The 20,208-nt window shown below is 41.9% G+C and carries 11 protein-coding genes and 1 pseudogene; all 12 read left to right on the top strand.

Translation table 11 applies throughout. The features are described 5' to 3' along the window. On the top strand, positions 1 to 215 hold a 215-nt coding region (locus ACFOWS_RS00155; protein ID WP_379761871.1), incomplete at its 5' end, for a mannonate dehydratase. Continuing rightward, complete coding sequence (uxaC, locus tag ACFOWS_RS00150) at positions 212 to 1,654, top strand: glucuronate isomerase (protein ID WP_379761869.1); 1,443 nt, start codon at positions 212 to 214, stop codon at positions 1,652 to 1,654. The genes ACFOWS_RS00155 and uxaC, both read left to right, overlap by 4 nt. Beyond that, positions 1,629 to 1,878 (top strand): annotated as a pseudogene (locus ACFOWS_RS00145) (sugar kinase); the annotation flags it as partial. The gene uxaC and the pseudogene ACFOWS_RS00145, both read left to right, overlap by 26 nt. A 400-nt stretch (positions 1,879 to 2,278) precedes the next feature. Then, positions 2,279 to 6,394, top strand: coding sequence for a hybrid sensor histidine kinase/response regulator transcription factor (locus ACFOWS_RS00140; RefSeq protein ID WP_379761868.1), 4,116 nt, complete (start codon positions 2,279 to 2,281; stop codon positions 6,392 to 6,394). A 266-nt stretch (positions 6,395 to 6,660) separates the two neighbouring features. Then, entirely contained in the window at positions 6,661 to 9,717 is a 3,057-nt protein-coding gene (locus ACFOWS_RS00135) for a SusC/RagA family TonB-linked outer membrane protein (protein WP_379761867.1), read from the top strand. Positions 9,718 to 9,734: 17 nt separating this feature from the next. Further along, positions 9,735 to 11,219 carry a RagB/SusD family nutrient uptake outer membrane protein gene (locus ACFOWS_RS00130; protein WP_379761866.1) on the top strand — a complete coding sequence of 495 codons (1,485 nt, stop codon included), beginning with the start codon at positions 9,735 to 9,737 and terminating at the stop codon, positions 11,217 to 11,219. 94 nt (positions 11,220 to 11,313) lie between these two features. Next, positions 11,314 to 12,360 carry a glycoside hydrolase family 130 protein gene (locus ACFOWS_RS00125; protein ID WP_379761864.1) on the top strand — a complete coding sequence of 349 codons (1,047 nt, stop codon included), beginning with the start codon at positions 11,314 to 11,316 and terminating at the stop codon, positions 12,358 to 12,360. A 3-nt stretch (positions 12,361 to 12,363) separates the two neighbouring features. Then, complete coding sequence (locus ACFOWS_RS00120) at positions 12,364 to 13,605, top strand: MFS transporter (protein WP_379761862.1); 1,242 nt, start codon at positions 12,364 to 12,366, stop codon at positions 13,603 to 13,605. After that, positions 13,592 to 15,325, top strand: coding sequence for a hypothetical protein (locus ACFOWS_RS00115; protein WP_379761860.1), 1,734 nt, complete (start codon positions 13,592 to 13,594; stop codon positions 15,323 to 15,325). Before ACFOWS_RS00120 ends, ACFOWS_RS00115 begins: the two co-directional genes overlap by 14 nt. Before the next feature lie 287 nt (positions 15,326 to 15,612). Beyond that, positions 15,613 to 16,419: a membrane metalloprotease gene (locus ACFOWS_RS00110; RefSeq protein WP_379761858.1), complete on the top strand. Its 807-nt coding sequence runs from the start codon at positions 15,613 to 15,615 to the stop codon at positions 16,417 to 16,419. A 665-nt stretch (positions 16,420 to 17,084) separates the two neighbouring features. Continuing rightward, positions 17,085 to 18,323, top strand: a complete 1,239-nt coding sequence (locus ACFOWS_RS00105; protein WP_379761857.1) for a multiheme c-type cytochrome — start codon at positions 17,085 to 17,087, stop codon at positions 18,321 to 18,323. Positions 18,324 to 18,485: 162 nt separating this feature from the next. After that, positions 18,486 to 20,207 (top strand): GMC family oxidoreductase, encoded by a 1,722-nt coding sequence (locus tag ACFOWS_RS00100; RefSeq protein WP_379761855.1) that lies wholly within the window; start codon positions 18,486 to 18,488, stop codon positions 20,205 to 20,207. Position 20,208 lies beyond the last annotated feature (1 nt).

Genomic DNA, 20,208 nt, shown 5'->3' with positions numbered 1-20,208 from the left:
ACGCGGTAATGTATGAACTGCTCAAAGAACAAATCAAGCGTGGCAAAAATAATACAAAGAACCAACGCATGCCCATGCGTCCAGACCATGGACATCAGATGTTGGACGATATACAGAAAAAAACAAACCCAGGATATTCAGCAATAGGTCGCTTACGGGGACTCGCAGAACTTAGGGGATTGATGTACGGAATTGAGAAAACCTTGGAGTCATGACATTTATAAAAGACAACTTTTTACTGGAGACACCATATGCAAAGCAATTGTATCACGATTATGCCAAGGAAATGCCCATCATTGACTATCATAATCACCTTTCTCCAGAGCAAATAGCGAATAACCATCAGTTCAAAAATATAACGGAGGCGTGGCTAGCTGGGGATCATTACAAATGGAGGGCAATGCGAACCTTGGGAATAGATGAGCATTACATTACCGGAGGGGCATCAGATGAAGAGAAGTTTCAAAAGTGGGCAGAAACCGTACCATTTACGCTCAGAAACCCCTTGTATCACTGGACCCATTTAGAGTTGCAACGTTACTTTGAAATTGAAGATTTACTGACAGGGGCGAATGCAACGCAGGTTTACAAGAATGCCAGCAGACAACTCCAAAAAGACAGTCATAGTGCCGTTGGTCTTTTACAACAGTTTAGTGTGGAAGTGGTTTGTACCACGGATGATCCTATTGATTCGCTGGAGCATCATCAAAAAACAAAAAAGAAGGGCGTATTACCAAAGATGCTACCCTCCTTCCGGCCAGATAAGTTATATGCCATTGAGGATCACACTTCCTACAAATCGTATATAGAGCGTTTGGGTGAAGCGGCGGATATACAGATAAAATCTTATGCGGATTTAATAGAGGCCGCCAAGAAGAGGATCATGTTTTTTCATGAAAATGGTGGACGTCTTTCCGATCACGGTTTGGAACAATTGTATCATTTTAAACCAAACACGTTTGATGTTGAGGTAATCTTTAAAAAGGTGGTCAATGGGGCAGATTTGCTGCCTGATGAGATAGGCTATTTTAAGTTTGAAACCTTGATGCATCTTTGTCGGGAATATCATAGATTGGGTTGGGTGCAACAATTTCACCTAGGAGCACTTCGGAATACCAATGCAAGAAAAATGGCACAATTAGGCCCTGATACCGGATTTGATTCCATAGGTGATTTTTCCCAAGCCAGCGGACTGGCCGGATTTTTAAATGAACTGGACAGCACAGATCAACTGGCAAAAACCATACTCTATAATTTAAATCCTGCCTACAATGAAGTCTTCGCCACCATGATTGGAAATTTTAACGATGGTACTATAAAAGGTAAAATGCAATTTGGATCGGGGTGGTGGTATATGGATCAGTTAGACGGCATGGAAAAGCAGATAAATGCCCTTTCCAATATGGGATTCTTGAGCTGTTTTGTGGGAATGCTCACAGACTCAAGAAGTTTCCTTTCTTTTCCAAGACATGAATATTTCAGAAGACTTTTGTGCAATATTTTAGGAAATGATATAAAAAAAGGACTCTTGCCAAACGATATGGCTTACATAGGAGGTTTGGTGCAAGATATCAGTTACCGAAATGCCAAGGCCTATTTTAACTTTAAAATAGAAGAAAATCAACAGAATGAAAAAGGTCATAATGTTCGGTGAGTTAATGTTGCGACTCTCACCTTAAGGTTTTTGAGGCTTTTCCAAGCCAACAATTTTGATGTGGTTTATAGAGGCCGTGAATCCAATGTGGCCATTTCATTAGCCAATTATGGTGTGTCGGTTGAATTTGTGACTCGTTTGCCAAAAATGATATCGGGGACTGTGCCCTCATGGAAATGCTAAAGCGCGGTCTTGGCACGGATAATATAATTTTTGGAGGGGATTGATTGGGCTAATTCTTAGGAATGAAGTTAAAAAGAAGTTCATCGTGCAGCCGCACAGGCTGAACCATTTCGAATAGATGGATATACGATAAGCGATTTGCTTTTTAGCGGATTTAGATAAACTACCTATCGAATAATATGAACAATAAGACGCCTCTCTGAATCAAGGAAAAGCTTAAAAAATTAGAGTCATGACCAAGTTGAATTTAATTGTAGGTTTGATTTTAGGGTTTGTGTTTTATGTTTCTTGTTAATCGGAAAAGGTTTAGCGACATTGCTCCTAAAACTTTCACTTACTTTGATTCTTATTTGATACTTTTATTTCATGTGGAACTATGAAAGAACACTGTTTTTTTTGTCATTAATGGCTTGCTTAATAGGGCTACAGGGTTTGTACTGTATGTCAAATCAAGATTCTTTGGTCAACCCACTTTCGGGAAAAGCTCCTTTGAACCATTTTTCATCAGAGACAGATTATATTCTAAAACAACTTGATAATGCAACAGGAATATCGCATAGCTCCGTAAATACGGTTTTTCAGGATTCTGACAATATCCTATGGTTGGGAACATGGGATGGACTGAACAGATATGATGGTAACAGTTTCAAGGTTTTTAGGCCCGAGCTCAACAACGATACCTCTTTGAGCAATCAGGTGGTGTTAAAGGTCACAGAAGATGTACAGGGCAATGTATGGGTCCTCACCATGCATGGTATAAATAGATATGATAAACAAACGGACGATTTTGAACGATTCTATTTTTCAAAAAAGGACAAGGTCACTTTAACGGATACTGAATTCAACATGGCTTTGTCTCCTGACAAGAGGCTCTTTGCATATGCCAAGGAATGGGGAATAGGAATGTTCAATCAAGGTTCTTTTGAAAAGGTTTGGGACGATACACTGTTAAAATCTCCGATTGTGCAGATGAAGTTTTTGGAAAATGAGAAGCTCCTTGTTTTGGATGCATCAGGTCAACTTTCCATGCTTCAACTTCAACAAGAGATGGGCATGGTGAAGGCCATGGGGCATACAACACTTGTAGAAAACATACTCAGTTTTGAAGCTTTGGACAAGGAAAATCTCCTTTTGATCAATTTTGAAGGTACTCCAATTATTTTCTCCAGTAAAACAGAGAATCAGGAAAAAATGAAACTGGACAAACCTAGTTCAGTGATTGGTTCGGTAAAGGATGGTGTTGTGATTTCATCGGATACCCAACACTTTTTGGTGGGGAAGAACAAAGATGTATCTACCCCAAAATGGTTAAGTATGTTGAATGGCAACAAACTTACAGCTTTGTTTGAGGGAACTGAAGGGATTTACTGGGCCGCAACAGATGGAGAAGGGGTTTTTCGGTTGCATCAAAACAACAAGCCCTTTCACGGATTGTCTGGTCAACAAATCCCGGACTTTGAAGGTACTATTGTCCGTTCCTTCCTTGAAGTTCCAAATCATTCTTTTTGGATAGGAACAAAGGGTAAGGGGGTGTTTCGTTTTCCATCGGACTTTTTGGGTCAAAAAAATGAAAAATTAAAGTATGTCAATCTTAATCAAGAGAACAGTGGCCTTAACAACGCGGTCTATTCACTGCAACATACCAAGGAAGGCTTCCTGCTCATTGGAACCGATGGTCCTGGGATTTCATTATATGATTTAAAAGAGGACACCTTTGTGCCATGGGATAAAATAAAAGGAACATCCAACTTGCCACAATTTAGGTCTGTTTACGCGCTGTACCAGGGTGAAGATGGTATAATCTGGGCGGGAACCAGTGGATTTGGACTTGTCCGATTTAAGCTTATCCGCTCAAGTAATGGAGTGTTGTTGAAGGAATTTGAACAATATATGGGGAACAGGGGCGAAATAGGGGAAATAAATAGTAACATGATTTACTCCATTGTACCCAAAGACCATGAGTCATTATGGATAGGTACCCGTTTGGGGGGGTTGAACCTTTTTAATAAAAAAACGAAGACCTTTAGTGTATACATGCACGATGAAGGTAATCCAAAAAGTTTGTCCAACAATGATATTCTCTGTATGTACAGGTCCCCTAAGGGAGAGTTGTGGATTGGCACGAGCTTTGGCCTTAACAGGTATACAGGTAAAAGTGAATTTTTGCGTTATACGGTGAAAGATGGATTGCCCAGTAATACCATACATGGAATTACTTCCGACAGAGCTGGAAATATTTGGGTGAGCACCAATTATGGCCTTTCAAAATTCGATGTTGCCGATCAGGTTTTTTATAATTACACCAAGGAAGAAGGGTTGCAAGACAATGAGTTTGGTGACGGAGCTGCCTACGCCGGTACGAAATACATTTTTATGGGGGGACGAAAAGGCTTTAACTATTTTGTCCCAGAACGGATAAATGCCTCGGTTAGGGTACCCAACCTTTTCATCAATAAGATAAGTGGTCAGGATGGAAGTGCGCCCTATGATCAAAATTTGGTCGTCCGTCCAGAAGGATTTTCACCTTCGGTCATCGAGTTGAAACATAACCAGAATTTTCTTAATATCGAGTTCTCTGCACTGACCTTCATCAACAACAAGAAATGTAGATATGCCTATCAACTAAAGAATTTTGACCCTGATTGGAATCAAATTGGTTCCAGGACCAACCTTTCGTTCACCAATATACCCTCTGGGAAATATGAGCTCTGGCTTAAATGGACCAATGGGGATGGAGTATGGAGCGAACCCGTGGAAGCTGTCCGGTTCAATATAGCTCCAATATTCTGGCGTTCGGTCACAGCGTGGATACTTTATTCCGTGCTTTTGATACTTATTATTCTTTTTGCTTTGGAATATTATAAGAAAAGAAGATCACTGGCACATAACATCCTAATACGTAAACAGGAAGAAAGGGCACATGAGAATCGGCTGGATTTTTTCACCAATGTGGCCCACGAACTCCAGACCCCACTTACTTTAATGGTGGCCCCGGTCCAAAAGTTGGGGGAAACCATGTCTTTTGATGAAAAAGCCAAAAAGTATTTTGATATGGTGAAGAAAAATACGTCTAGACTACTTTTTCTAACCCAACAGATTTTGGAATTCAGAAAGGCTGAGGATGGGCATTTAAAAATAAACAGTGAACATTTTGATTTGGTGAGTCTTGTGGAACAGATAGCGGAGCTTTTTGATGAAATGGCTCTCAAGAAAAACATCAATTATGTGGTAAATCTTCCCAAGAACCTCATGGGTTGGTTTGATAAGGATTTGATTGAGAAAATTATTTTTAATCTTCTCTCCAATGCATTTAAGTATACCCCTGAAGAAGGCTTTATTGAACTGGATATTAAAATACATGAACTGGATGGGGAAAGGAACTTGGTCCTCAACATTGTAAATTCCGGAAAAGGAATTCCAAAGGAAAAATTGGATGATATATTCGAGAAGTTCTATCTCTTGGAGCAAGATAAGGAAGTTGGGTCAAACATGTTTAGAACAGGAATTGGGCTGGCCTACACCAAAAAACTAGTGCAATTGTTGCAAGGTAACATATCAGTGGTAAGTGAACCCAACAGAAACACCACATTTAGGGTGGCGTTCCCGTGTGGGAAAGCAGATGTTTCAGGAGAATTGTCATCACCCACACCATATATCTCCCAGCACCTAAGGGATATCACTGATCAAGGCGAGGAGAATCAAGATACAAAATCGGTTTATGGCAAACTGGAGATTTTGGAACAGCAGACCAAAAAAACACAGGATTACATACTTGTGGTGGAAGATGACCCAGAGGTTCAATACCTTTTGGAAGAACTGCTGGGAAATGTGTATTATTTAGAAACCGCATCAAACGGTGAAAGAGCCCTTGACCTTATTAAAAAGAAAGAACCCATCCTTATTCTGAGTGATGTAATGATGCCCATTATGGACGGGGTGGAACTCTGCAAGCGGGTGAAGAATAATTTGGATACCTGTCATATTCCTTTTGTCATGCTCACGGCAAAGGACTCCATGGACCATAAAATAATAGGGATAGAAAGTGGGGCCAACGATTATATATCAAAACCTTTCCACCCAGACTATTTGATGATGCGAATCCAAAAGCTGTTGGAAGAACGGGAGCGTATGTTGAAACACTTCTCCCAAGGTTCACCTTTTGAAGATTTAACAGCCCTGATCACGCAGGATGATGATAAGCTATTCATTGAAAAACTTATGGGACTTATTGTCAGCAATATGGAAAACGATAAGCTTCAGAGTAGTTTTATAGAGCAGGAGTTGGGTATGAGTTCATCTCAACTCTATAGAAAAACCAAGGAATTGTTAAACTTTTCACCGGGGGATCTTATCCGAACAGTGCGATTACGGCATGCCTCTGAGCTTCTTCGAAAAACAAATCTAACGGTTACAGAAGTATGTTATCGTTCTGGATTCAATAACAGATCATACTTTTATAGGGAATTCAAGAAATTGTTTCACAAGACCCCGAAGGATTATCAACTGTTTCACAAGAAAGACCTTCCCCAAGAGCAAACCATTGAAAACGATAAATAGTGGAAATCCGGGAATCCACTTCTTTCCAACACTTAATATCTTCTACTTGTTGAACCGCAAAGATATCCCCGAGGCTGCTCGAACAGCCCCTTTTTGAAAATTTAAATATTTCATAATCAGGATTTTAAATCAAGGTGTACACTTTTGAAAATATAGTGTACACCTGCGAATTGTACCATCTGTACATTTGATAGATTGCGAAATTCATAAAATACCAACAAACAAAATGCACACTAACAATTTCAAACAAACTAAAATTGCGAAATATGAAATCTAACTCATTTTTTAAAGAATCGTTCATCGCATTTTTTCTGTTCATGGGTATATGCACCGGACATGCCCAATTAAATGTTTCAGGATATGTTTCTGATGGACAGGTCCCCATACCAGGTGCCAGTATTGTGGTCAAGGGAACTTCTTCTGGTACGGCAACTGATTTTGATGGAAACTTTACGTTGCAAAACGTAGCTGCCGATGCTATCTTGGTGGTGAGCAGTATTGGCTTTATGCCAATGGAAATAGAATTAAATGGTAGAACCCGTATTGAAGTGGTTTTGGCCGAAGATGCCCAACAGCTGGATGAAGTAGTCATAGTAGGGTATACCTCGCAAAAGAAAGCTGATCTTACAGGAGCAGTTGCAGTGGTAGATGTAGAGAATCTTGAGAAAACAAGGGTTGCCAATGTGTCCCAAGCACTTCAAGGGCAAGTGGCAGGTGTACAGGTAACCGCTAGCACAGGAGCCCCAGGTGATCCCGTTGAAATACGTATACGAGGCGAAGGAACCATTGGCAATAATAATCCATTGTACATTGTGGATGGAATCCCTTCTAGGGATATTGCATTTATGAACCAAGCCGATATTAAGTCCATTACTGTTCTCAAGGATGCCGCCGCCGCCGCCATCTATGGTTCCAGGGCATCAGGAGGTGTGGTGGTGATAACCACAAAGCAAGGGGTGAAAGGAAAGATGTCCTTTAATGTGGATTATTTTAATGGATTCAATAAGGCCACCAACCTACCCAATATGCTCAATGCTGAGCAGTACATCAATACGCTCGAAAAAGCTTGGGACAATACCTATACCGGGGATAATCCTTATACCGCTGATCGGGGACGTTCCGATTTCGCCGACACTAATTGGTTGGATGAACTTTTTGAAACCGGACGCACGCAGAACCTGCAACTGACTGCCAGTGGAGGAAATGAAAAATTACAGTACTTAATGTCCTTGGGGTATTTTGGTCAAGATGGAATTGTAGTCTATGATAACGACAGGTATCAACGGATAAATTACAGAACAAATATAAGTGCTGATTTGACAGATCGTATCAAGATTGGTACCAACCTCCAACTTTCTTATGACAAGAATGATTTGGTGGCATCAAGGGGGGAAAGTCTTATTCGGTATGCCCTGCTAAGGGCCCCTGTGATTCCTGTATTCAAGGATGAAAACGATCCCACCTATTCGGAAAGAGATCCCTTTACGGACATGCCGTTCTACACCGAAACAGGTTATGATGCTGGGTTGCAGCGCAGTATGTACGAAATGGTGGGCAACCCCATTGCCCGGGCCTATTTCACTGACAATACGGAGCGAATGTACAGGACCTTTGGCAACGTGTTCGGGGAATATCGCTTTTTAAAGGATAAGAATTTGACATTCAGAACAAATGTGGGTATTGACCTTTCATTTTTCCATAACAAAGTGTTCAATGAAAATTATGGAGATGATGATGGAGGTGGGAACGCCATTGATGCCGGTTTGGGAAGACAAAACAGGCCCAACAGCTTAAATGAATCTAGAGGGGAAGCCTTTACATTGACGGTGAACAACACCCTTAATTATAAAACTCTTTTAAACGAAAAGCACGATTTAAGTGCCTTAATCGGAATGGAGTACATCACAAACTATGCCTCATCAATTGGGGCCAGTAGGGCAAGGTTCCCGTATACCACTGAGCAATTCCGTTATTTGGACTATGGTGGTACCGAGTTGGATATCTGGAACAGTGGATCTGCATCGGAATGGGCACTTTTCTCTTATTTTGGGTCGGCTTCTTACTCCTTTGACAACAAATATTTGATTACAGCCAACCTAAGGGCTGATGCCTCTTCCCGATTTGCGGAGAACAACCAGTGGGGGTATTTTCCATCGGTTTCGGCGGGATGGAAAATTTCGGATGAAGCCTTTCTGAGCGATGTGGACTGGTTGTCCAATTTAAAGTTCAGGGCCAGTTGGGGTATTCTTGGAAACCAAGAAATAGACAATTATACCTATTTGACATTGATCAGTCAGGAGAACGGTATCGTAAAGACCAATCGCTTTGGAAATCCAGACCTAAAATGGGAAAGTTCAGAACAGACCAACTTTGGGGTAGATTTGGGGCTTTTCCAGAACAAGTTGAACATAACGGCAGAGTATTTCAACAAATACACCAGTGATATCCTATTGCCCATAAGCTTGCCATCCATTGTAGGGAACGTTCAACCTACTATCCTTAATGCAGGAGAGGTAAGGAACAAAGGTTTTGAACTGTCTGTCAACTATCAGAATTCGGATAAGGAATTTAAGTATGGCATCAATGCCAACTTGGCCACTTTGGACAACGAGGTGGAAAAATTGCACCCCAATCTCCCCAACATTGTGGGCGAGGTAACGCGCACCACTGTAGGGCAACCACTAAATGCCTACTATGGATACCGTATGGAAGGCATCTATCAGAACCAAGCTGAGATTGATGAACACCTTAGCGGCACTCCAAATCCGTCTGCTAAGCCCGGGGACATCCGTTTTAAGGACTTGAATGGAGATGGAATCATAAGTGCGGAAAATGACAGGGAATTCATTGGGTCGCCCATTCCCGATTTAACCTTTGGTTTGGCATTTAACTCCTCTTACAAAGGATGGGATTTTTCCTTTCTTTTTCAAGGTGTGGAAGGCGTAGACCGCTATAACGATGGAAAGAAAATCGTAGATTACGATACAAGACCGTTCAACTTTACCACTGCAATTTTAAATGCCTGGGATGGCGAGAACAGTACCAACAGTGTGCCCCGGGTTGCTTTTGAGGACAATGGCAGCAGCAGGATATCCAGTATTTTTGTTGAAGACGCCTCCTACATCAGGCTCAAGAACATTGAATTGGGGTATACCCTAAAGGATATCAGCGGCATAAACGCCCTAAGACTATATATTTCGGGCCAGAACCTTTGGACCTTCACAGACTATACGGGCCTAGATCCAGAAACCACGGATTTGATAGATAAGGGTACCTACCCGAGCTCAGCTTCAGTACTCCTTGGACTAAATGCTAAATTCTAATCACAAAAAAAATCAAGATGAAAAAGCTATATAAAACCTTTTTACTACTGTTGTCTTTCACGGTTGTGGTTTCCTGCACCAGCGAACTCGACAACGATCCCATTGGTCTGCTTACTTTGGAACAAGTGGATACTGATCCTACCATGGAAACGGTTGAATCTGCGGTTGAATCCGCGTATCAACCGTTACGGAATACCTTGAACAGTATTATACCCGGATGGCGTTGGGACCTTGGTACCGTATTCCGTAACGATATTATTTTGCAGGATATGGCAGCCAATGACATGAACAAAAAATGGAATCCGGACGGTGACCAAGCCTGGATGGACGAAATCGGGAACTTTGTGTTTACACCCGAGAATCAGGCATTCAACGGGATTTGGACATACGACTATGAAGGTATCAGTAGAAGTAACCTTGCAATAGGTTTTTTAACCGATGATGAAGTGGTACAAAAGACAGGGATATCCTCTGCTAGAAGAGATCAGCTTTTGTCCGAGGCGTACTTTCTTCGGGCCTATTACTATTTTGATTTGGTGAACAACTTTGGTGATGTCCCATTGATCTTAAAATCCCCGGAATCGTTTGAAGAAGCTTTTTCGGTATCGGTAAGGGCTCCCAAAGATGAGGTAATGGCCCAAATTGGGGTCGATTTGCAAACGGCCAGGGACCTTGCCCCGCAGGTAAAACAGGATGCCACAGACCCGTGGAGGGTTTCCGTGGGAGCCATCATTGCCCTACAGGCAAAATTGGCCCTTTATAGCGAAAATTGGGCTGAGGTTCTAAGTTTTATAACCCAGTTGGACAACTTGGGCTTTTATGACCTAAACGGCAACTATTTTGATGCCTTTGATGCCGGCATGGAGTTTAACGAACAAGAGGTCATTTTTGCCTACGATCACCGATCAGGTGAAAATCCGGGCAATGGTAACGGTTTGGGTGCCTTAACGGGGTGGGGCTTTTTGGCACCGACCGAAGATTTTTTGGCGGCATTTGAGCCCAACGACCCACGATTGGAATACACCATCAATGTTACGGACCAGCGTTCCCCAAAAATTTTGGGATCTATCACAGATTTTAAAGGAAATGCAGACTCGCCTGGAAATAAAGTGTACATCCGCTATGCCGATGTACTACTTTGGAAGGCCGAAGCCCTGAATGAGAGCGGCAACCCCTTGGAGGCCGTTGCCATTATCAATCAAATTAGGGAAAGGGCGCGAAACACACCTACCGCAAGCGGGGAAGTTGTACCTGCGGGTACGTTGCCAGACAGACCTAATAGTAACGATCAGTCCCAGGTGCGGGCATGGATCCAATCCGAAAGAAGGGTGGAGCTAGGTTTTGAATCACAAAGGTTCAATGATCTAAAGCGATGGGGCATTGCACAGACCGTACTTCAAGATTTGGGCAAAAACTTTCAAGCTCACAATAATTTGTACCCCATCCCCCAAGCAGACATAGATAAATCAGGAGGTTCTATAATCCAAAATCCCGGATACTAAATCTGAGAAAACCTGAAAAGGGTAGTGGCAGGTAAAGCACTTGCCACTATCCAAACAGGTTGAATTACTCTCCATTAACACAAGAAACATACGTATGAAGAAGGTAGTGGCCCGCCATGGGCAAAATCCTTTATTGTCCCCAAAGGACTTAAAACCAAGCCAGCCCCATATGATTATTGAATGCCTACTGAATCCCGGTGCATTCACCTTCAATGGAAAAACAGGCATTGTTCTTAGGGTGGCCGAACGCACAAAACAAAAAGAAGGAATGGTATCTGTGCCTATTTATGACGAAAAGGGGCAGTTGAAAATAGTGGACTTTTCCATTGATGACCCAAAATTGGACAATTCAGATGCCCGCGTCATTACTTATGATGGCGAACAGTACCTCACCACAATATCCCATCTTAGGATTATGTTTAGTTCGGATGGCGTAAACTTTAAAGAATCTGATGAATTTCCCCCACTTTTTGGTCAAGGTGCTTATGAAAGTTATGGAATTGAAGATTGCCGTGTGTCGCAGATAGAGGACACCTACTATCTTACTTACACCATGGTTTCTCCCAAAGGTGTCGGTGTTGGGTTGAAAACCACCACCAACTGGAAGGATTTTACTTCCCATGGTATGATTTTTAGTCCACACAATAAAGATTGTGCTCTATTTGAAGAGAAAGTCAACGGATGGTATTATGCCTTCCATAGGCCCAGTAGTCCAGAGCTTGGTGGAAACTATATGTGGATTGCAGAATCCCCTGATGGAATACATTGGGGCAACCACAAATGTATCGCCAGAACCCGTGCCAATGCATTTGATAGTGCCAGATTAGGCGCCGGGGCCGCACCCATAAAAACAGAAAAAGGATGGCTGGCCATTTATCACGGGGCGGACCACAGACACAGATATTGCCTTGGTGCTTTGTTGTTGGACCTCAACGACCCATCCAAAGTAATATCACGCTCGCAAACACCCATTATGGAACCCGAGGAAATCTATGAAAAGGAAGGATTCTTTGGCGAGGTCATTTTTACCAACGGCCACGTAGTGGATGGAGACGAAATTCACATGTACTACGGAGCTTCGGATGAATACATGGCATTGGCCACCCTATCCATAACCCAAATTCTCAACACCTTAAGCTAAAAGATGGAAAAATCAATTGGAATAGGATGGGGAGATTTCTCCAGAAGTGCCAAAATTCTTATCATCACCAATCTTGTTTACGCATTTGTATTACCAGTGGTGGATATTTTTGTGGCCTCCTACATTATGCGAAATTCAAACGACCCCGCCAAGGTAATGTTGTACCAACTGGCCATTTACTCCGGAATACCTTTGACCTTTCTAGTAAATGGCTACCTGTTGAACCGAATTGATGTAAAAAAACTGTTTTCTTTGGGCATGCTCCTCAGCGGTGTTTCCATGGTGGTGATGATGTCTCTGGATGAGATCAGTTATTTGGGGTTGACCCTGGCCGGCCTCATCATGGGAATGTCCTTTGGGCTCTACTGGTCCAATAGGGATTATTTGGTACTAACTACCACCACGGATTTCACCCGTAATTTTTACTACGGTCTGGATACTTTCTGTTACACGGTTACAGGGGTACTTGTACCCATTATGGTTGGCTGGTATCTTGTTAATGGAGACTCCCTGGCGAACGAAGGCGTTAATTTACGCTACCAAATGGTCACCGTGGTTGTTTTTGCCATAACCATACTGGCCTCTGTGATTTTTCACATGGGGTCGTACGAAAAACCCAAGAGCGAAAAATTCCTCTACTTTAAATTTCATCCCGTCTGGAAGAAGATGATACAGATGTCGTACTTAAAAGGATTGGCCCAAGGGTTTATTGTAACCGCTCCGGCTATGCTAATGATGACATTTTTTGGTTCTGAGGGAACCTTGGGCACGGCCCAATCCGTCGGAGCCCTGATTGCTGCGTTCATCATGCTGCTTTTAGGCAAGTATTCCAAACCAAAGCATAGACTGGCCATATTTAGTGTGGGTTTGGTATGCTTTTTCTTGGCCGCTTTCTTCAACGGATTGCTGTTTAATGCCACAGGAGTCATCCTGTTCATGTTGTTTTTGTTGATTGCACGGCCAATTCTGGATATTGCGTATTTTCCCATTCAATTAAAATTGATAGACGTTTTGGCCAAATTTGAGGGAAGAAACGAGTTTTCATATATTCTCAACCATGAATTTGGATTGTATGTAGGTAGGTTTATCGGGGCATTGACCTTTCTTGCACTTGCCTATTTTGGAAGCACCGAGATAGCCTTACGATATGCCCTTTTGATTATAGGAACACTGCAACTGATTTCCATAATAATTGCTAAACAATTGTTGAAAAAACAAAAAGAACTGGAACATGAAATGGAATAACACCATCCTTCCTGCTATAGCAGGGACTTTTTTGTTCTTGGCGACGTCCTGCAAAAAAGATGAAAAAGCAGCACCGAAGTCCGTGGCCCAAAAGCCGATTGCACGCGTAGACAGCATGCCTTACATGCCGAAGCCTTATGAAATCCTTGATTTTAAAGACTTGGCATTATCCTATGACCGAATCGTTTACGACAGTACCCAAACCGGCGAGTATTGGCCATTGGTCTGGAAGGATGGGAGCAAGAAAAATTTTGATCAGGAAACGTTTGGAATCTATACAGCCCTTGGCGATGCCAGACAAGGCCCGGAAAACAACCAGGGAATGTTCCATGAATCCCTGAATACGATAAGCTCTGTTTTAGGCGCCTCCTTGGTGGGCATAGACAAATCCGACCAAAACGGAGAGGATTATGTGGGCATGCTAAAAAATTATTTTAACTCAGAAACAGGCTGGGACATTATAATGAACAATACTTGTCCGGAAGTGGCCCTCTTGGGTGGTGGCTATGGCAGGGACTGGTGGTATGACGTGTATCCCAACCTACTATTCTACGGAGTGGCCGATTTCTATCCGCAACACCCCGATTTTGAGCGCTTGCAAAAATCCATCGCTGATCGTTTTTATGAAGCAGATTCCATATTGGCTGGAAATTATGGACATACGTTTTTCGATTATGGAGAAATGGAACCCAAGGATAATTGGATTTGCCACCAAGAAGATGCCGCAGCAGGACATGCGTATGTGTTGTATGCAGCATATCAAAAATTTAAAGAACCAAAATATCTTGATGGGGCAAAATCTGCTCTAGAGGCACTTTTGTCCCTGGAAGAAAACCGTTTTTATGAGATTTTAATGCCTTTTGGGGCATACACAGCAGCACGTTTGAATGCAGAGCAGGGAACAAATTACGATTACCATAAGGTACTGGATTGGACTTTTAATGGAGACTCCGTATGTCGTGAAGGTTGGGGAGTGCTGTTGGACAACTGGAACGGGTATGATGTATCTGGGTTGGTAGGCAGTACCGTGGACCATGGGGGCTTTGCCTTTTTAATGAACACCTATGACACCATGTGGCCCTTGGTGCCCATGGTACGTTACGATACTAGATATGCTTCGACCATTGGAAAGTGGATGTTGAATGCCGCCAACGCCTCTAAATTCTTTTATCCCTACGAAATGGCCGATGACCATCAGACCCTGCCCAACAAAAAAGAGCACACAAAGGGGGTGATTGCTTATGAAGGACTGATCAAGAATGTGCATTTGGAGGGCTATCCCAATATGGAGGCCCCCATTGCCATTGGGGACGGCCCTCATTGGAATCCGAAGAATCCTGATGTATCCCAGTTCAGTGTCTACGGTAGTGGCCACGTAGGTATTGCAGGGGCCATTATAGAAAGTACCGATCTGCCGGGAATCCTAAAGTTGGATTGTTTGGCCACCGATTTTTATAAAAATGAATCGTACCCTACGTTTTTGATGTATAACCCTCATCAGGAATCGAAAACGGTAACGTATCTGTGTCAAAGCAAGCAAAAAGTTGATTTGTATGATATTGTTTCGCACCAAATGGTTGCCCAAGGGGTGGACATGAAAGCGAATATTGAGATTCCAGCGGATCAAGCAAGGGTTTTGGTTGAAATTCCTTCAGGCAGCACTATAAAGGAAGTAGAAGGAAAATATTTGGTAAATGATGTTGTAATTGCTTTTATGTAATTACAAGAGAATAAAGAAAACATTTCAAGAAAGGCTGGGTTTCGTTGTATGCCTATTGATAAAATATAGTTAGTTCAGTTAGTTTTTTTTTAAAGGGAAGGGATTTTGTCTTTTCCCTTTTGCATGTTATGCAATGACGGTTTCAACTCATAAACGCACAAAATAATTTAAGTATGGTACGACCGGTTAAAGCAAATTAAAAGTAATTGACAAATTGAAAAGGCAAGTGTTCACCGCCGATTTTGTGCGGAACAATACTATGTGCCGTACATCCTCGTTATGTAAATATGACACTGGAAAATAAATTATTATTGCGACTGATTGGTTTACCTCTACTACTGTTAATTATTGTTGTTGGATGTTCCACTGATGGGGAATCTGGGCCAGTTGAAAATAATCTTCCCAATGGAATGGATGTTTCACAGAACAGAAAGACGGTGGGGGATTCAGCCTCGGATTTATTGGATGACACAAATTTCACCGAAATTTTTATTGAAATATTTTATGTTTCCGGATTGAAACCAACTGAGAGCACTTTGGCTAATTTTGAAAGCTTTTTATCACAGAGACTTAACAAGCCTGATGGAATCTCCATTGAACTTACTGAAATTTCATCTCCAGGCCAAGATGTATACTCAATTACTGATATAAGAAGTCTTGAAGATGAGATTCGTACAGCCTATAACCAAGATGAGATCATAAAAGTTTTTGGACTTTTCCTTGATGGGGAATACTCAGAGAACACAGAGAACGGCTCTGTTTTGGGTGTGGCTTACCGCAATACTTCCTTTGTGCTGTTCGAAGAGACGATAAAAGGGTTCAGCGGGCAACCTTTGGCCCCTAGTACCACAGTTCTGGAGACTACGGTACTTAACCATGAGCTTGGACATTTACTTGGACTGGTGAACGCAGGCACTCCACTGCAAAGTGCACATCAAGATGAGCCCAATGGAAGACATTGTACCACCGAGGATTGTCTGATGTACTGGACAGCGGAAACAGGTGAGGGGCTCGTCAATATGATAAGTGGGGGCACCATTCCAGAATTGGATGAGGCCTGTTTGGCGGATTTACAGGCTAATGGGGGTAAGTAGTAGGCACCTTTCACAATAGAAAATCCGGCTCTACATGCTTATAAGGTCATTTGCTGATTGCATGGTGTGTGACATAGCGGTCTTTTAGTTACAATAAATCCTATATTATAATGGGTTGATGTGCTCTTTCGTTCTAAATATGAAAGAGTCTTAAGGGAGCTACTAACAATGAAACCATATTATAGGATTCTGTACATCATAGAAGAGCTTTTGTGGATGATGAATTATCTCAAAAACAAGAGAACCCTAACAAAGCCTAACATTCTTTTTTAACATATTAGGAGTCTGCTGGTGAATTTTATACATACTAATCACGGGTATAGACCAGGGTGCGATAATTCACAACAAATATGTTTACATCGTAAACTAAAGATGCATTGTGTCTCTTCGGTCTATGCGGAAATGACTAGACATTGAAAACTTTAAATATTTGGCTGGCAAAATCTTTTTTATGAGGAAAGCTTTTCACATCACTGCAATCTTATCAATCATGGGAAGTTTAAGATCAATGCTATTTTAGGGCATTGTATTTGGCATAGCCCTGATTTCTGTGTTTGAAATTTGATTGTTCAAATATTTAAAATAGCTTTAAGCCCCGTATTTTGCCTTTCCATTAAGAATTCCTTTCTTAAGTGATTCTAAGTCAATGTGTTGAATTTTTACATGTGTTTTCGAAACTAAGAAAAAAAGACTTCATACTATTTTTGGCAGTGGTTCTTACCATTATCTTCATAATCTTAGTTTTTCAGGATAAAGAAGAGTATCAGACAGTTCCAGAACCAATGCCCGTACACTACAATGGAGAGCAGTTTGCTGGATCGGCGTCTTGTATACCTTGTCATCAAGATATCTACCAGAATCATCTAAAAACGGCTCATTTCAACACATCTGCCATTGCTGACGGAGAAACTCTCCACGGTCATTTTAACCAGTCATCCAACAAGGTAGAGCTGCTAGATGGCACGGTACATACCTATTTTGATGAGAACGGGTATTTTCAAGCAATAAAATCTAAAACCAACGGCGAAGTACTTGATGTTTCCAGAATAGATATGGTAATTGGTTCTGGGGTAAAGGGGCAATCCCATTTGAATTTCAGTGGTGACTCGCTTTTTCAGTTGCAGGCGTCATATTTCACCTTATCAGATAGTTGGATAAACAGCCCGGGCTTTCCCAACCATAAATATAAGAGACCGGTAAATGACAATTGTATTAAATGTCACACCACATTTGCCCAAAATAAGGACAGAAAGGGTAATTCCAATTTATATGAAAGGGAATCTTTTATGTACGGCATTGATTGTGAGCGCTGTCACGGCCCGTTAAAAAAACATGTAGCATACAGAAATGGAATTCTTGGAGAACTGAAATCTGACGTGGTAATTAAGATCGATACTTTGTCACGACAATTAAAAATGGATGTTTGTGTGCAATGTCATTCAGGACTGCGTGCAATACAGATAAAGGATAACCCTTTTTCCTTTGTGGTTGGGGAACAACTGGACACCTACACGAGAAACTACCGTTTTGGAAGGCCAGAGTCTAAACTTGATGTGCATGGTAACCAATATGGCTTGTTAAAAAGCAGCCAGTGCTTTAAAAATTCTGAGGCCATGAGTTGTACTACATGCCATGACCCCCATAAAAACCAAAGGGGAAAGACAGAGCATTTTAATTCTAAATGTATTGAATGCCATGCATCTCCAAAGAACTTGCACAACACTGAAAATCTTATTTCCCAAAATCTGGATAATTGCATAAGCTGCCATATGCCCCTTTTTCCATCCCAAACGATGAAAGTAAAATTGGATGCAGACAGTGCAGAGACTTCAATTAAAATTAGGACACATTTAATAGGTGTATATGTGGACGGGATATTGCAGAACACAAAAACTAGTCCATAAAAACATTACCCTGCCTTAGGAATTAAAAAATCCATTACTTTTTCATTTATACCTCTACAATTTTATAAAATTCTTGAATTTGAGTGCACTTTGTTATTGAATTGACAAGTCTTTTTTGTGTTAATGGTACATTTCCTCAAATCATTAATCAAAAAGTTTATTATGCAAATCAAAGAGGCACCAGAATTATACGATGTAATTATTGTTGGTTCTGGAGCAGGAGGTGGTATGGCCACCAAACAGTTGGCAGATGCTGGTTTCAACGTTGCCGTTGTAGAGGCGGGACCATTTTTTGATCCGGCCGACCCTAAAACCATGACCCAGTTAAAATGGCCGTATGAATCCCCAAATAGAGGAGCGGGTACCACAAGACCATTTGGAGGCTGGGATATGGCTTACGGTGGTTGGGAAATTGAAGGCGAGCCATATACGCACGAGCCTGGGACAAAATTCGATTGGTTTCGTTCCCATATGTTGGGAGGACGAACAAATCATTGGGGCAGGATATCGCTTCGGTTTGGCCCTAAGGATTTTAAAGGAAAAACCCGCGATGGACATGGGGAAGACTGGCCAATCGGGTATGAGGATGTGAAGCCCTATTATGATAAGGTGGATAAGCTCATTGGTGTTTACGGAACCAACGAAGGCTTGGAAAATGACCCAGATGGTTTTTTTCTGCCCCCTCCCAAACCAAGGCTCCATGAACTCTTTTACATACAGGGGGCCAAAAAATCGGGAGTGCCGGTCATACCTGGTCGTCTTTCCATGCTTACGAAACGCATAAATAAAGAAAGAGGCATATGCTTTTATTGTGGACAGTGTTCAAGATCATGTTCAGTATATGCCGATTTTTCATCTGGAAGCTGTTTAATATTCCCTGCGCAAAAAAATGGTGGTAAAATCAAACTGTTTGTCAATTCGGTGGTCCGTGAGGTAACCACCAATGAGGAAGGCAAGGCCACAGGAGTATCCTATATCAGTAAAGATGATAGAAAGGAGTACAAGCTCCGTGGAAAAGTGGTTGTACTTGCAGCTTCGGCCTGTAGTTCTGCCCGTATATTGCTGAATTCCAAAAGTAAACAACATCCAAACGGATTGGGCAATAGTAGTGACCATGTGGGCAAGTATTTGCATGACTCCACAGGAGCTAGTCGTTCAGCCTTCATTCCGGGGCTAATGAACCGCAAAGTTTCTTATAACGAGGACGGCACAGGAGGGATGCATGTCTACTCCCCTTGGTGGGGAGACAATAGTAAGTTGGATTTTCCTCGTGGGTACCACATTGAAATAGGTGGAGGCATGCGGCAACCCAACTATGGTTTTGGTTTTAATACCAATGAATTCAATAAGTTTTTCGGTCTCAATGTTGGTGGCTACGGTGATGTTCTTCGTGATGATGTAAAAAAATATTATGGCTCAGTGATACATATGGCAGGGCGTGGAGAGGGTATTGCCCGAAAAGAAAACTACTGTGAGATAGATACTAGTACCGTTGACCAATTTGGAATACCAGTGCTACAGTTCAATTACAAATGGTCTGATCTGGAGGTAAAACAGGCCAAGCACATGCAGGATACTTTTGAGGAAATCATTCATAATATGGGAGGTGAAGCTCTTGGTGACAAGCCTACTGCCGACATTGATTATGGTTTGCTTGCGCCAGGTAGAATTATCCATGAGGTAGGTACTACCCGTATGGGCAATGACTCCAAAACCTCGGTGACGAACAAATTCAACCAATTGCACGATGTGGACAATGTATTTATTGTAGATGCAGGGCCTTTTACATCACAGGCCGACAAAAACTGTACATGGACCATTTTGGCGTTGTCATGGCGTGCATCAGATTATATCATTGAACAGTTAAAGCAACAAAATTTATAAT

Source organism: Flagellimonas marina (genome assembly GCF_042651185.1).
GTDB lineage: Bacteria > Bacteroidota > Bacteroidia > Flavobacteriales > Flavobacteriaceae > Flagellimonas > Flagellimonas marina.
This window is presented reverse-complemented; position numbering and strand designations above follow the sequence as displayed.

Coding starts and splice junctions, on each gene's coding strand:
- uxaC (WP_379761869.1), top strand. CDS start 212: ATGACATTTATAAAAGACAACTTTTTACTGGAGACACCATATGCAAAG.
- ACFOWS_RS00140 (WP_379761868.1), top strand. CDS start 2,279: ATGTCAAATCAAGATTCTTTGGTCAACCCACTTTCGGGAAAAGCTCCT.
- ACFOWS_RS00135 (WP_379761867.1), top strand. CDS start 6,661: ATGAAATCTAACTCATTTTTTAAAGAATCGTTCATCGCATTTTTTCTG.
- ACFOWS_RS00130 (WP_379761866.1), top strand. CDS start 9,735: ATGAAAAAGCTATATAAAACCTTTTTACTACTGTTGTCTTTCACGGTT.
- ACFOWS_RS00125 (WP_379761864.1), top strand. CDS start 11,314: ATGAAGAAGGTAGTGGCCCGCCATGGGCAAAATCCTTTATTGTCCCCA.
- ACFOWS_RS00120 (WP_379761862.1), top strand. CDS start 12,364: ATGGAAAAATCAATTGGAATAGGATGGGGAGATTTCTCCAGAAGTGCC.
- ACFOWS_RS00115 (WP_379761860.1), top strand. CDS start 13,592: ATGAAATGGAATAACACCATCCTTCCTGCTATAGCAGGGACTTTTTTG.
- ACFOWS_RS00110 (WP_379761858.1), top strand. CDS start 15,613: ATGACACTGGAAAATAAATTATTATTGCGACTGATTGGTTTACCTCTA.
- ACFOWS_RS00100 (WP_379761855.1), top strand. CDS start 18,486: ATGCAAATCAAAGAGGCACCAGAATTATACGATGTAATTATTGTTGGT.